Annotated in this window: 9 protein-coding genes; 2 read left to right on the forward strand and 7 right to left on the reverse strand. The window is 70.5% G+C overall.

Annotated features, from left to right (window positions below):
* Positions 1–21: 21 nt before the first annotated feature.
* Positions 22–1305, reverse strand: coding sequence for a solute carrier family 23 protein (locus BM070_RS03965; protein WP_092937805.1), 1284 nt, complete (start codon positions 1303–1305; stop codon positions 22–24).
* Positions 1306–1592: 287 nt separating this feature from the next.
* Here BM070_RS03965 and BM070_RS03970 point away from each other — a divergent pair, with 287 nt between their 5' ends.
* Together BM070_RS03970 and BM070_RS03975 are read left to right on the forward strand one after the other, a co-directional pair.
* A complete protein-coding gene (locus tag BM070_RS03970) occupies positions 1593–2954 on the forward strand; it encodes an AsmA family protein (protein ID WP_092937807.1) in 1362 nt (453 codons plus the stop codon).
* Between the two features lie 169 nt (positions 2955–3123).
* Complete coding sequence (locus BM070_RS03975) at positions 3124–5715, forward strand: ATP-binding protein (protein ID WP_092937809.1); 2592 nt, start codon at positions 3124–3126, stop codon at positions 5713–5715.
* A gap of 130 nt (positions 5716–5845) precedes the next feature.
* Here the strand turns inward: BM070_RS03975 and BM070_RS03980 are convergent, their stop codons facing one another.
* From BM070_RS03980 to BM070_RS04005, 6 genes are read right to left on the reverse strand one after another with little or no spacing between them, the layout of a single operon-like run.
* Complete coding sequence (locus BM070_RS03980; RefSeq protein WP_092937811.1) at positions 5846–7309, reverse strand: NAD-dependent succinate-semialdehyde dehydrogenase; 1464 nt, start codon at positions 7307–7309, stop codon at positions 5846–5848.
* A 12-nt stretch (positions 7310–7321) separates the two neighbouring features.
* Complete coding sequence (locus BM070_RS03985; RefSeq protein WP_092937813.1) at positions 7322–8155, reverse strand: ABC transporter permease; 834 nt, start codon at positions 8153–8155, stop codon at positions 7322–7324.
* Between the two features lie 22 nt (positions 8156–8177).
* Positions 8178–9491 carry an ABC transporter permease gene (locus BM070_RS03990; protein ID WP_092937815.1) on the reverse strand — a complete coding sequence of 438 codons (1314 nt, stop codon included), beginning with the start codon at positions 9489–9491 and terminating at the stop codon, positions 8178–8180.
* A gap of 19 nt (positions 9492–9510) precedes the next feature.
* A complete protein-coding gene (locus tag BM070_RS03995; protein ID WP_092937817.1) occupies positions 9511–10545 on the reverse strand; it encodes an ABC transporter substrate-binding protein in 1035 nt (344 codons plus the stop codon).
* A 56-nt stretch (positions 10546–10601) separates the two neighbouring features.
* Positions 10602–11738 (reverse strand): ABC transporter ATP-binding protein, encoded by a 1137-nt coding sequence (locus BM070_RS04000; RefSeq protein ID WP_092937819.1) that lies wholly within the window; start codon positions 11736–11738, stop codon positions 10602–10604.
* 34 nt (positions 11739–11772) lie between these two features.
* The gene (locus tag BM070_RS04005; RefSeq protein WP_092937821.1) at positions 11773–13041 is read right to left on the reverse strand and encodes a 4-aminobutyrate--2-oxoglutarate transaminase; all 1269 of its coding nucleotides are present in this window, start codon (positions 13039–13041) and stop codon (positions 11773–11775) included.
* Between the last annotated feature and the right edge of the window lie 81 nt (positions 13042–13122).

Here is a 13122-nt window from a genome sequence, read left to right on the forward strand (position 1 = left end):
GCGGCGTCTGCCCTGCGTGCTTCAGCGGCGGCGGTTCAGCAGCGCGTAGAGCACGATGGCGCCGAAGGTGGCGGTACCGATGCCGCCCAGCGCGAATTCGCCGAACTTCAGCGTGAAGTCGCCCGTGCCCAGGATGAGGGTGATGGCCGCGACGATGAGGTTCTTGTTGTCGGAGAAATCGACCCGGTTGTCCACCCAGATCTTGGCGCCGGCCACGGCGATCAGGCCGAACACCACGATGGAGACGCCGCCCATCACGGGCAGCGGAATGGCCTGGATCAGCGCACCGAACTTGGGGCTGAAGCCCAGCGCCAGCGCGATCAGCCCGGCCACCAGGAACACGGCGGTCGAATAGATCTTGGTGGCGGCCATCACGCCGATGTTCTCGGCATAGGTGGTCACGCCCGTGCCGCCGACGCTGCCGCTCACCATGGTGGCGATGCCGTCGCCCATGAAGGCGCGGCCCATGTAGCGGTCCAGGTTGTGGCCGGTCATGGCCGTCACGGCCTTGATGTGGCCCAGGTTCTCGGCCACCAGGATGATGGCCACGGGCGCGATCATCAGCATGGCCGGGCCGCTGAAGACGGGCGCGCTGAAGCTGGGCAGGCCCAGCCAGGGCGCGGCCGCCAGGGCGGACAGGTCCACCGGCTTGCCCCAGCCCAGCAGGTTGGTGAACACGGCATAGACGATGCTGGCGGCGATCAGCCCCAGCAGGATCAGCAGGCGCTGCGCCATGCCGCGCGCGAGCACGGCCACCAGGCCCACGCAGACGAAGGTCACGGCCTGCATCCAGCTCTCGAAGTTGTTGGCCGCCATGTTCTTGACGGGGATGCCCGCCAGGTTCAGCCCGATGACGGCGACCACCGCGCCCGTGACCACGGGCGGCATGAAGCGCTCGATCCAGCCGGTGCCGATGACCTGCACCAGCGCGCCGATCAGCGTGTAGATCAGGCCGCAGGCGATGATGCCGCCCAGCGCCACGCCCATGTTGGCGTTGGGGCCCTTGCCGGCGTAGGCCGACGCGGCGATCACCACGCCGATGAAGGCGAAGCTCGAACCCAGGTAGCTGGGCACGCGCCCGCCGGTCACCAGGAAGAAGATCAGCGTGCCCAGGCCGCTCATCAGGATGGCCACGTTCGGGTCGAACCCCATGAGGATGGGGGCGAGCACGGTGGAGCCGAACATGGCGATCACGTGCTGCACGCCCATGACGGTGGTCTGGCCCCAGGGCAGGCGTTCGTCGGGGGCGACGACGGTGCCTTCGATCGCGTGGGTTTCGCGCCAGCGGGGGAAGTAATGGGACAAGGGCGGGCCTCCTGGGTCTTGGATGGGGGTTGCTGGGGGAATGCGTGTGTGCGGCGGGCGGCTCGCCCGGACGGCGCGAAGTGTAGGGGCTGGCGAGCAGAAACCGGGCGTTTGCCGCACACTCCGTGTAGGCCGGGGACGACGGGCCGATTCGGCGCGCCGCTGGTACCCTCGAATCGAGCTTCATCGCGTCTGCAGGGCGCCTGCTTTGCCGGACGCCTGCGCCGGCTCGTGTCGCCCTCCGCTTCCCCCCTTTCTCTTCCTTCTCCTTTTCCGCCGCCCCGCCCATGCTTCAGCGCCGCACCGTGTGGATCGCACTGGCCTCATGCTTGCTGGCCGTCGCGGCGTTGGCTGCGCTGGCTGCGTTGGCGGCGTGGCTCTGGCTGCCGTCCGACGAGGCCCTGGCGCGCCAGGTGGAGGCCGAGGCCTCGGACGCGCTCGGCGTGCCCGTCACCGTGCAGCGGCTGCAGTGGTCGCTCTGGCCCGAGCCCCGGCTGGTGCTCGAAGGCGTGGCCACCGAGCAGCCGGAGCCCGTGACCGCCGCGCGCATCACCGCCGAGGCGGCCTGGTCCGACCTGCTGCACCTGCGCCTGGCGATCACCCGGCTGGTGCTGGAAGACGCCACGGTGCCGCAGCCCTCGCTGTCCGGATTCCAGATCCAGCCGCGTGAGGGCGATGCCGCCGATGCCACCGAGGCCGGCCTGGGCCCGCTGCGGCTCGCCGCCACGCCGCTGCAGTCGGCCGAATGGCGCGGCGTGCGCTGGGTCTCGCGGACCGGCCGGGCGCTGGCCTATGCGGGCCAGGTGCGGTTCGACGCCGGCTGGCGTCCCCGCAGCGGCGTGCTGGAGCGCGAGGGCGCGGCCGAGCCGGCCCGCCTGGAGATCACCCGCGAAGGCGACGAAGACCGCTGGCGCGCCGACGTGACGGCCGGCGGCCGCACCGAGCAGGGCACGCTGCGGCTGCAGGTGCTGGGCGAACGCTGGCGCGTCACCGGCGCCATCGACTTCCGCAACGTCGATGTGGTCGGCCTCATGGCCGCGTTCGATCGCCGCTCCCTCGTGGCGGGCCGGGCCAGCGGCCATGCCGACCTGATCGCCGAGGGCGCCGATCCGGCCGAGGCCCTGCGTTCGCTGCATACCCGCACCCGCTTCGACATGCCCCAGGCGCGGCTGCTCACCTTCGACCTGGAGCGCGCCGTGAAGAGCGCCGGCCAGCAGCGCAAGGGCAGCACGCCGCTGGACCGCTTCAGCGGCGTCGTGAGCACCGAGGCCGACCGCGACGGCACCATCGTGCGCTATTCGGACCTGCGCGCCACCTCCAGCGTGCTCACCGCCACGGGCAGCGCGGTGGTGCAGGGCGGCCGGGTGCAGGGCGACATCGCCGTCGATCTGGTCGAAGGCGTGGTCGGCGTGCCGCTGACCTTCTCCGGCACCGTGGCCGACCCCTCCATCAGCCTGCCGCCCGCAGCGCTGGCGGGCGCCGCCGTCGGCACCGCCGTGGCGCCCGGGGTGGGCACGGCGCTGGGCGCGCGGCTGGGCGAGACGCTGCGGCGTCTCTTCGGCGGCGGCAGCAGCGGCAGCGCAGGTCCTGGCTCGGCCCCCTCGGGCGGGCGGGCCACGCCCGCGCCCGTGTACCGCGACCCGGATTGAGCAGGTGCCAGCCATGCGATGCGCGCGCCTTCCTTCGTCCTGCCCGTGGCCAGCATCACGCCGCGTCGCTGCCGCCATGGCCGCTGCGGTCGATGCCGTGCCGCCCCGGGCGCCCTGAGAGCCGCCGGCCAGCCAAAAGAACAAAGACATATCGGAAAGCAGACACTGCATGTCATCCACCACACCGGGCGCAGAACCTTCCGTGCCGCCCTTTCTGACGGGCACCGGCTCCATGGGCCAGCTCATCGCCGACTTCGACTGGGCCGCCACGCCGGTCGGCGCGCTCGCGCAATGGCCCGTGCATCTGCGGGTGGCCGTGGCCACCATGCTGCGCTCGTCGGTGCCCATGGCGCTGATCTGGGGCGAAGGCGGCACGCTGCTCTACAACCAGGGCTATGCCGCGTTCAGCCGCCAGCGCCACCCGGGCATCCTGGGCATGCCGGTGGGCGATGCCTGGCCCGAGGCCCGCGACTTCAACGACAACGTGCTGCGCGTGTGCATGGCGGGCGGCACGCTGGACTACCACGACATCGCCCTGGAGCTGAACCTGCACGGCACGCTGGAGACGGTGTGGTTCAACCTGCACTATTCGCCGATCACCGACGAGCAGGGCAGCCCCTGCGGCGTGCTGGCGCTGGTCTCCGACACCTCCGCCAAGGTGGAGGCCGAGCGGCGCCTGGCCACCGAGCGCGAGCGTTTCGCCCAGCTCTTCGACCAGTCCCCGAGCTTCATGGTGATGCTCGACGGGCCCGAGCACCGCATCGTCATGGCCAACCCCGGCTACCGGCGCCTGGTGGGCCCGCGTGCCCTCATCGGGCTGACCGTCGCCGAGGCGCTGCCCGAAATCGTCTCGCAGGGCTATCTGCAGCTGCTCGACGGCGTCTATCGCAGCGGCGAGGCCCTCACGGCCCACGGCGCGCGCTACGACTCGCCTGAGGGCGAGCACTACGTGGACTTCGTGTTCCAGCCCATCCGCGACGCGCAGGGCGTGGTCACCGGGATCTTCGTGGAGGGCGTGGACGTCACCGGCCGCATGAAGGCCGAGCGCCGGCGCGCGGCGCTGGCGCAGTTCACCGACCTGCTGCGCGTGCTGGATTCCGCCAACGACATCTGCGCCGCTGCCGCCGAGCTGCTGGGCCGCACCCTGCGCGTGAGCCGCGCCGGCTATGCGCTGGTGGACCACAGCGCCGAAGACGCCACGGTGCCCTGCGACTGGACGCAGCCGGGCGTGGCCTCGGTCGCCGGCCGGCTGAACCTGCGCCACTACGGAAGCTTCGTCGATGACCTCAAGGCCGACCGCATCGTGCGCATCGCCGATGTGGCGGCCGACGAGCGCACCCGCGCCGCGCTGCCCGCCCTGCAGGAGCGCGGCGTGTCCGCCCTGCTGCACGTGCCGGTGCTGGAGCAGGGCCGGCTGGTGGCGCTGCTCTTCGCCAGCCATGCCGGCCGGCACGACTGGAGTGACGAGGACTGCGACTTCATGCGCGAAGTGGCCGGCCGCACGCGCACGGCCGTGGAGCGTGCGCGCACCGAGGCGCAGCTGCGCGAGGTCAACGAATCGCTGGAGCGCAAGGTGGCCCAGCGCACGCAGGAGCTGATGGAGGTGGAGGCGCACTTCCGCCAGGCGCAGAAGATGGAGGCCATCGGCCAGCTCACGGGCGGCATCGCGCACGACTTCAACAACCTGCTGGGCAGCATGAGCGCCAGCCTGCAGGTGCTGGAAAAGCGCCTGGCCGCGCAGCGCTACGACAACGCCGAGCGCTACATCGGCATGGCGCAGGCCTCGGTGCGCCGCGCCGCATCGCTCACCCAGCGGCTGCTGGCCTTCTCGCGCCGCCAGACGCTGGACCCCAAGCCCACCGACGTCAACCGCCTGGTGGCCGGCATCGAGGAGATCGTGCGCCGCACGGTGGGCCCGTCGGTGGAGCTGGAAGTGGTGGGCGCCGGGGGGCTGTGGCTCACCAAGGTCGATGCGCCGCAGCTGGAGAACGCCCTGCTCAACCTGTGCATCAACGCGCGCGACGCCATGGCGCCCCACGGCGGCCGCCTCACCATCGAGACCGCCAACAAGTGGCTGGACGACCGCGCCGGCAGCGAGCGCGAGCTGCCGCCCGGCCAGTACATCTCCATCTGCGTGACCGACACCGGCTCGGGCATGACGCCCGACGTCGTGGCCCGCGCCTTCGACCCCTTCTTCACCACCAAGCCCATGGGCCAGGGCACGGGGCTGGGCCTGTCGATGGTCTATGGCTTCGTGCGCCAGTCGGGCGGCCAGGTGCGCATCTATTCCGAGCCCGGCGAGGGCACGACCATGTGCCTCTACCTGCCGCGCCATCTGGGCGATGCCGAGCCCGACCTGGAGCAGGAGCGCACGCGCTACGCGCACCAGGCCGACGGCGAGGTGGTGCTGGTGATCGAGGACGAGGGCACCATCCGCAGCCTGATCGTGGAGGAGCTGCAGGACATGGGCTACCAGGTCATCTCGGCCGGAGACGGGCAGGCGGGCCTGCACATCCTGCAGTCCGACCGGCGCATCGACCTGCTGCTGACCGACGTGGGCCTGCCCGGCGGCCTCAACGGCCGCCAGGTGGCCGACGCGGCCCGGGTGACGCGGCCGCAGCTGAAGGTGCTGTTCATCACCGGCTACGCCGAGAACGCGGCGGTGGGCAACGGCTTGCTGGAATACGGCATGCAGGTGATCACCAAGCCCTTCGACATGGAGGCGCTGGCGGGCAAGGTGCGGGAGATGATCGAGAACTGACGGGCGCCGGCAAGGCCCGCAGGATTGCGGCGAAAATGCCGCTCTGCGCTTGTTGCGCCTGCGCTCATAGCTATGATTTGCATGGCGAGAGGGCGCTGGCGGCCCCCTCGCGCCCGGGCCCTGCGCCGGTTCAGAGGCTCGCGAGGCCGCCCATGCACAGGTACTTCACGACCAGGTAGTCGTCCATGCCGTAGGACGAACCTTCCCGCCCCAGGCCCGACTGCTTCACGCCGCCGAAGGGCGCCACCTCGTTCGAGATCAGCCCGGTGTTGATGCCGACCATGCCGTATTCCAACGCCTCGGCCACGCGCCAGACGCGGGCGATGTCGCGGCTGAAGAAATAGCTGGCCAGGCCGAACTCGGTGTCGTTGGCCAGCTGCACCACCTCGGCATCGGTCTCGAAGCGGAACAGCGGGGCCAGCGGGCCGAAGGTCTCTTCGCGCGCCACCCGCATGCCGGGCCGGGCGCCGGCCACCACGGTCGGCTCGAAGAAGGTGCCGCCCAGCGCATGGCGCTTGCCGCCCGTCAGCACCTGGCCGCCCTGGGCGACGGCGTCGGCGATGTGCGCCTCGACCTTGTCCAGCGCCGCCGCGTCGATCAGCGGGCCCTGCTCCACGCCGGGCTCGGTGCCCGGCCCCACCTTGAGCGCCCGTACGGCCGCCACCAGCTTTGCGGCGAAGGCGTCATAGACGCCGGCCTGCACGTAGAGCCGGTTGGCGCACACGCAGGTCTGGCCCGCGTTGCGGAACTTGGAGGCCATGGCGCCGGCCACGGCGGCGTCCAGGTCGGCATCGTCGAACACGATGAAGGGCGCATTGCCGCCCAGCTCCAGCGACAGCTTCTTGATGCTGGGCGCGCTCTGCGCCATCAGCAGGCGGCCCACCTCGGTCGAGCCGGTGAAGCTCAGCTTGCGCACGATGGGGTTGGCGGTGAGTTCGCCGCCGATGGCGCGCGCATCGCCCGTCAGCACGCTGAAGACGCCGGCCGGCACGCCCGCCTCTTCGGCCAGGGCCGCCAGCGCCAGCGCCGAGAAGGGCGTGCCTTCGGCCGGCTTGAGCACCATGGTGCAGCCGGCCGCCAGGGCGGGGCCGGCCTTGCGGGTGATCATCGCGGCCGGGAAGTTCCAGGGCGTGATGGCGGCGCAGACGCCGATGGGTTCCTTGACTACCAGCAGCCGCTTGTCGCCGGCCGGGGACTGCAGCGTGTCGCCGTGCACGCGCTTGCCTTCTTCGGCGAACCATTCGATGAACGATGCGGCGTAGGCGATCTCGCCCTTCGACTCGGCCAGCGGTTTGCCCTGCTCGGCGGTCATGATCGCCGCGAGGTCGTCGGCGTGCGCGAGCATCAGGTCGTTCCAGCGGCGCAGGATGGCGCTGCGCTCCTTGGCCGTGCGGCGGCGCCAGCCCGCCCAGGCTGCCTGGGCCGCGTCGATGGCGCGGCGCGTCTCATGCGCGCCCATGTCGGGCACATGGCCGATCACCTCACCGGTGGCGGGGTTGGTGACGGCGAAGGTGGCGCCGCTGTCGGCGTCGCACCAGCGGCCGGCGAGGAAGGCCTGCTGGCGCAGGAGCGAGGGGTTGTTCAGTGTGAGCATGGGTGGTTTGCCTCAGGCGCCGCGGCGGGCGGCACGGCCCCTGAGCCATTCGAGCGCCAGCAGCAGCGTGGTGGAGAAGACGATCAGGATGGTGGCCAGCGCGGCGATGGTCGGGCTGATGTTTTCGCGGATGCCGGTGAACATCTGGCGCGGCAGCGTCACCTGCTCGGCGCCGGCGAGGAACAGGGTCACCACCACCTCGTCGAACGAGGTGGCGAACGCGAAGAGCGCGCCCGAGATCACGCCCGGCGCGATCAGCGGCAGCGTGATGCGGAAGAAGGTGGTGAGCCGGCCGGCGCCCAGGCTCAGGCTGGCGCGCACCAGGTTGTGGTTGAAGCCCTGCAGCGTGGCCAGCACGGTGGTGACCACGAAGGGCGCGCCCAGCGCGGCGTGGGCCAGGATCAGCGCGGTGTAGCTGTCCGACAGGCCCAGCGGCGCGAAGAAGAGGTACATGCCCACGCCGACCACGATCACCGGCACCACCATGGGCGAGATCAGCACCGCCATCAGCAGCGCCTTGCCGCGGAACTCCGCCTTGCTCAGCCCGGTGGCGGCCAGCGTGCCCAGCACGGTCGCGATGAGGGTGGCGGCCGGCGCGACGATGAAGCTGTTCTTCGCGGCGCGCATCCATTCCTCGGCCTCGAACAGGTTGCGGTACCAGCGCAGCGAGAAGCCGCTGATCGGATAGGCCAGGAAGCTGCTGTCGCTGAACGACAGCGGCACGATGGCGAGGATGGGCAGGGCCAGGTAGAGCAGCACCAGCACGCACAGAACGCGTAGCGCGTAGTACCAGACGCGTTCGGCCAGCGTGGCATAGGGCGGGAAGGTGTGGAGCAGCGAGCGCATGGAAGTCGTTCCCCGGTGATGGTCAGCGGATGTTGGCGTTGGCGTTCGTCTGCACGATGCGCTGGTACACGGCGTAGAGCACCAGCGTGGCGGCCAGCAGCAGGGCGCCGAGCGCGCAGGCCATGCCCCAGTTGACGGCCTGGTTGGTGAAGTAGGCGACGTAGTAGCTCACCATCTGGTCGCCGGGCCCGCCCAGCAGCGCTGGCGTGATGTAGTAGCCGATGGCGGTGATGAACACCAGCAGTACGCCAGCGGCGATGCCCGCATAGGTCTGCGGCACATAGACGCGCCAGAACGCTGCGAACGGGTGGCTGCCCAGCGAGATGGCGGCCCGCTGGTAGGTGGGCGGAATGGCCTTCATCACGCTGTAGAGCGGCAGGATCATGAAGGGCAGCAGGATGTGCACCATCGCGATGGTCACGCCGGTGCGGTTGAACAGCAGGGCCAGCGGCTCCTGGATCACGCCCAGCGCCAGCAGCCCGCCGTTCACCAGGCCCGACTGCTGCAGCAGCACCACCCAGGCGGCGATGCGCACCAGCACCGAAGTCCAGAACGGGATCAGCACGCAGATCATCACCAGGTTGGCCTGCCGCGCGGGCAGGGTGGAGGCCCAGTACGCGAGCGGGAAGGCGATCAGCAGCGCCAGGCCCGTGGTGAGCGCGCCGATCCAGAGCGTGCGGCCGAAGATGTCCAGGTAGATCGCGCCTTCGTCAGGCGCCTTCTGGATGTGGCCCAGGTTGTCCTGCTTCAGGTCGAGCGAGGCCAGCAGGAAGAAGGGCGTGGTGCGGCTGCCGTTCTTGGCGATGGCCTGCCAGTAGGGCAGCTCGCCCCAGCGCGGGTCGATGGCGATCAGCGCGGCCCGGGCGTCGCCTTCGGCCGGCAGGGCGCGCGCCGTCTTGGTGATCAGGGAGCGGTAGCCGCTGATCTCGTTGTTGAGCCGGCGCGCGAGCTCGCCCACGCCGTTGCCCTGGCGGGCCGCGGCCAGGTCGGCGGCGAGCGCCGTGAAGGCGGCGTCGGGCGGCAGCGAGCGGCGGTCCCAGTGCTCCAGCACGGCCACGGCCTGCGGCAGCGCGTCGGGGATTTCCGGGCTGGAGACGGCCCGCTGCAGCAGCGCGCCGATGGGGATCGCGAACACCACCAGCAGAAAGAGTGCCAGCGGGGCGATCAGCGCGAGCGCGGAGGCCTTCCTGCGCAGCTCGGCGCGGTGCAGTTCCTGCTTGAGCCGCCGCTGGCCGGCGGCCGCAGCGGAGGGGGCGTCGCAGGCCGGGGCGCAAGACCCGGCAGGGGCGCCGCCGCCCGGGGGCAGCGGTGGCGGCAGTGCGGCGGCGTCGTTCATGGCAGCGGGCCCCGTGCGCTTACTTGGCGGCCCAGGCGGTGAAGCGCTGCTGCAGCTCCTCGCCGTGGTCGGTCCAGAAGGCGCCGTTGAGCAGCACGGCGTTCTTGCTGTTGGCCGGCGCGTTGGGCAGGTCGGCCAGGGTCTTGGCGTCCAGCAGCTTGAGCGCGGCCTGGTTCACCGGGCCGTAGGCGATCTGCTTGGCATAGGCGGCCTGCTGGGCCGGGGCCACGGTGAAGGCGATGTAGTCGAGCGCCAGGTCCTTGTTGGGCGTGCCCTTGGGAATGGCCCAGTAGTCCAGGTCATAGATGCCGCCGTCCCAGACCACGTTCAGCGCCTTGCCCTCGCGGCGCGCGGCGTCGATGCGGCCGTTGAACACCGTGCTCATCACCACGTCGCCGGCCACCAGGAACTGGGGCGGCTGGGCGCCGGCTTCCCACCACTGGATGAAGGGCTTGATCTCGTCGAGCTTCCTGAAGGCGCGGTCCACGCCCTCCTTGGTCGCCAGCACCTTGTACACGTCCTTGGCGGCGACGCCGTCGGCCATCAGCGCGAATTCGAGGTTGTAGAGCGCGGTCTTGCGCATGCCGCGCTTGCCGGGGATCTTCTTGACGTCCCAGAAGTCCTTCCAGCCGGTGGGGGGCGTCTTGAGCTTGTCGCTGTTGTAGGCCAGCACGGTGGACCAGACGAAGATGCCCATGCCGCATTCCTGGGTGGCTTCGGGGATGAAGCCGCTCTTGGGGCCGATCTTGCTGTAGTCCAGCTTTTCGTAGAGGCCTTCCTCGCAGCCCCGGGCGAGGTCGCCGGTCTCCACTTCGACCAGGTCCCAGGTCACGCGCCGCGCTTCGACCATGGCCTTGACCTTGGCCTGCTCGCCGTTGTATTCGACCCCGATGATCTTGTGGCCGGTTTGCTTCTCGAACGGCTGCACGAAGGCCTGCTTCTGCGCATTGCCGTTGGCGCCGCCGAAGTTCACGACGGTCAGGTCCCGGGCGCTGGCCGTGCCGCAGGCAAGCAGCAGGGCGGTGGCCGCGGCGTAGAAGGGAGTGCGTTGCATGGTGGGTGCCTTTCAGTGGGAGGAAGGGGCGGGGCGGGGTGGGGAAACGGGAAGGCTCAGGCGAAGATGCGCAGGTGCTCGGGCTCGAACGCCAGCGCCACGGGCTGGCCGGGCGCGAGCTGGGCCAGCGCGGGCGTGTCCAGCGGCACCTTGACGAAGCACTGCGGCTGGCCGGCGATGTCGCACTGCAGCCGCACGTGGTCGCCGAAATAGATGATTCCCGCGGCCTGGCCGCGCAGCACGTTGCCTGCGCCGGCCTGGGCGGCATCCGCGAGCCGCATGCGCTCGGGCCGGATGCTGGCGGTCGCCGCCTGGCCGGCCGTGGCGGCATCGGCCACGCGCACGCCGCGCAGCACGTGCCCGTCGGGCAGCTGCAGCGTGCAGTGGCCGGCGGCCTGGCCGGCGTCGTCGCTCGGGCCGATCCGGCCCTGCAGGCGGTTGCTGTCGCCGATGAAGCTGGCCACGAAGGCGTTGCGCGGCGTCTCGTACAGCGAGCCCACCGGGTCCAGCTGCTGGATGATTCCCTGGTCGAAGACGGCGACGCGGTCCGACATGGTGAGCGCCTCGCCCTGGTCGTGCGTCACGTAGACGAAGGTCACGCCCAGCTGGCGGTGCAGCGCCTTGAGTTCGAGCTGCATGTGCTCGCGCAGCTGCTTGTCGAGCGCGCCCAGCGGCTCGTCCATCAGCACCAGCTGGGGCTTGAACACCAGGGCGCGGGCCAGCGCGATGCGCTGCTGCTGGCCGCCCGAGAGCTGGGCCGGAAAGCGTTCGCCGAAGGCTTCCATGCGCACCATCTGCAGCGCCTCGGCCACCTGGCGCTTGCGCGCCTCGCCGCCGATGCCGCGCACCTGCAGCGGGTAGCCCACGTTCTGCGCCACCGTCATGTGGGGGAACAGCGCGTAGTTCTGGAACACCATGCCGATGTCGCGCTTGTGCGGCGGCACGCGGTTGAGCAGCTTGCCGTCCAGCCGGATCTCGCCGCTGGTCGGGAACTCGAAGCCCGCCAGCATCATGAGGCAGGTGGTCTTGCCCGAACCCGAGGGGCCGAGCAGGGTCAGGAACTCGCCCCGGTAGATGTCCAGGTCGAGCTGCTTGACCACCAGGTTTTCACCGTCGTAGGTCTTCTTCACGCCGCGGAAGCTGACGAGGACGTCCTTGTCTCCGGGCGGTTCGCTGGTGTGCGCGGTAGGCATGTGCGGGGTTCTCCGGCAGGGTTGTCTTGCGGTCTCAGGCCTGGCGCAGCGCGTTGTCCAGCACGTCCAGCGCCTCGTCGAAGGTGGCGTCGGCGATGGTCAGCGGGAACAGGAAGCGGATCACGTTGCCGTAGGTTCCGCAGCTCAGCAGCAGCAGGCCGCCGGCCAGCGCGCGCGACTGCACGCGCTTGAGGAAATCCACGTCGGGCTCGCCGGTGACGGGGTGCTTGAACTCCACCGCCACCATGCCGCCCGGGCCGCGCACGTCGGCGATCTGCGGCACCTGCCCGCGCAGCGCCTGCAGCCGCTCCTTGAGCTTGCCGCCCAGGTGGTTCGCGCGCTCGGCCAGCTGCTCTTCTTCGAGCACGTCCAGCACCGCATGCGCCGCGGCCACGGCCAGCGGGTTGCCGGCATAGGTGCCGCCCAGGCCGCCGGGCTGCGCGGCGTCCATGATCTCGGCACGGCCGCACACGGCCGACAGCGGCATGCCGCCCGCCAGGCTCTTGGCCAGCGTCATCAGGTCGGGCAGCACGTCGTAGTGCTCCATGGCGAACAGCTTGCCGGTGCGCGCGAAGCCCGTCTGCACCTCGTCGGCGATCAGCAGGATGCCGTGGTCGTCGCAGACCTGGCGCAGCGCGCGCATGAACCCGGGCGGCACCATGTAGAAGCCGCCTTCGCCCTGCACGGGCTCGACGATGATGGCCGCCACGCGAGCGGCGTCGATGTCGGCCTTGAACACCTGCTGCAGCGCCTTGAGCGCGGCTTCTTCCGTCACGCCGTGCAGCGCGTTGGGGAAGGGCAGGTGGTAGATGTCGCCGGGGAAGGGCCCGAAGCCGACCTTGTACGGAACCACCTTGCCGGTCAGCGCCATGCCGAGCATGGTGCGGCCATGGAAGGCGCCGCCGAAGGCGATCACGCCCGGACGGCCGGTGGCGGCGCGGGCGATCTTCACCGCGTTCTCCACGGCTTCGGCGCCGGTGCTGAAGAAGGCGGTCTTCTTGGCGTGGCTGCCGGGCGTGATGCGGTTGATGCGCTCGGCCAGCTCCACGTAGGAGCCATAGGGAACGATCTGGTAGGCGGTGTGGGTGAAGCGGCCGAGCTGATCGCTGATCGCCGCCACCACCTTCGGGTGGCGATGGCCGGTGTTGAGCACCGCGATGCCGGCGGCGAAGTCGATGTAGCGGCGGCCTTCGACATCCCAGAGCTCCGCGTTCTCGGCGCGGTCCGCGTAGAAGTTGCACATCACGCCCACGCCGCGCGGGGTGGCGGCGTCCTTGCGTTGCTGCAGTGTCTGGTTGTCCATGGGCGGCTCCTCGGTTGGGCGGTGAGTGGTTGAAACGTGGACAGAGTGTGTGCAATCTCGGCCCTACAATGAAGAGCCATT

It is taken from the genome of Paracidovorax wautersii, assembly GCF_900113035.1.
Taxonomy (GTDB): domain Bacteria; phylum Pseudomonadota; class Gammaproteobacteria; order Burkholderiales; family Burkholderiaceae_C; genus Paracidovorax; species Paracidovorax wautersii.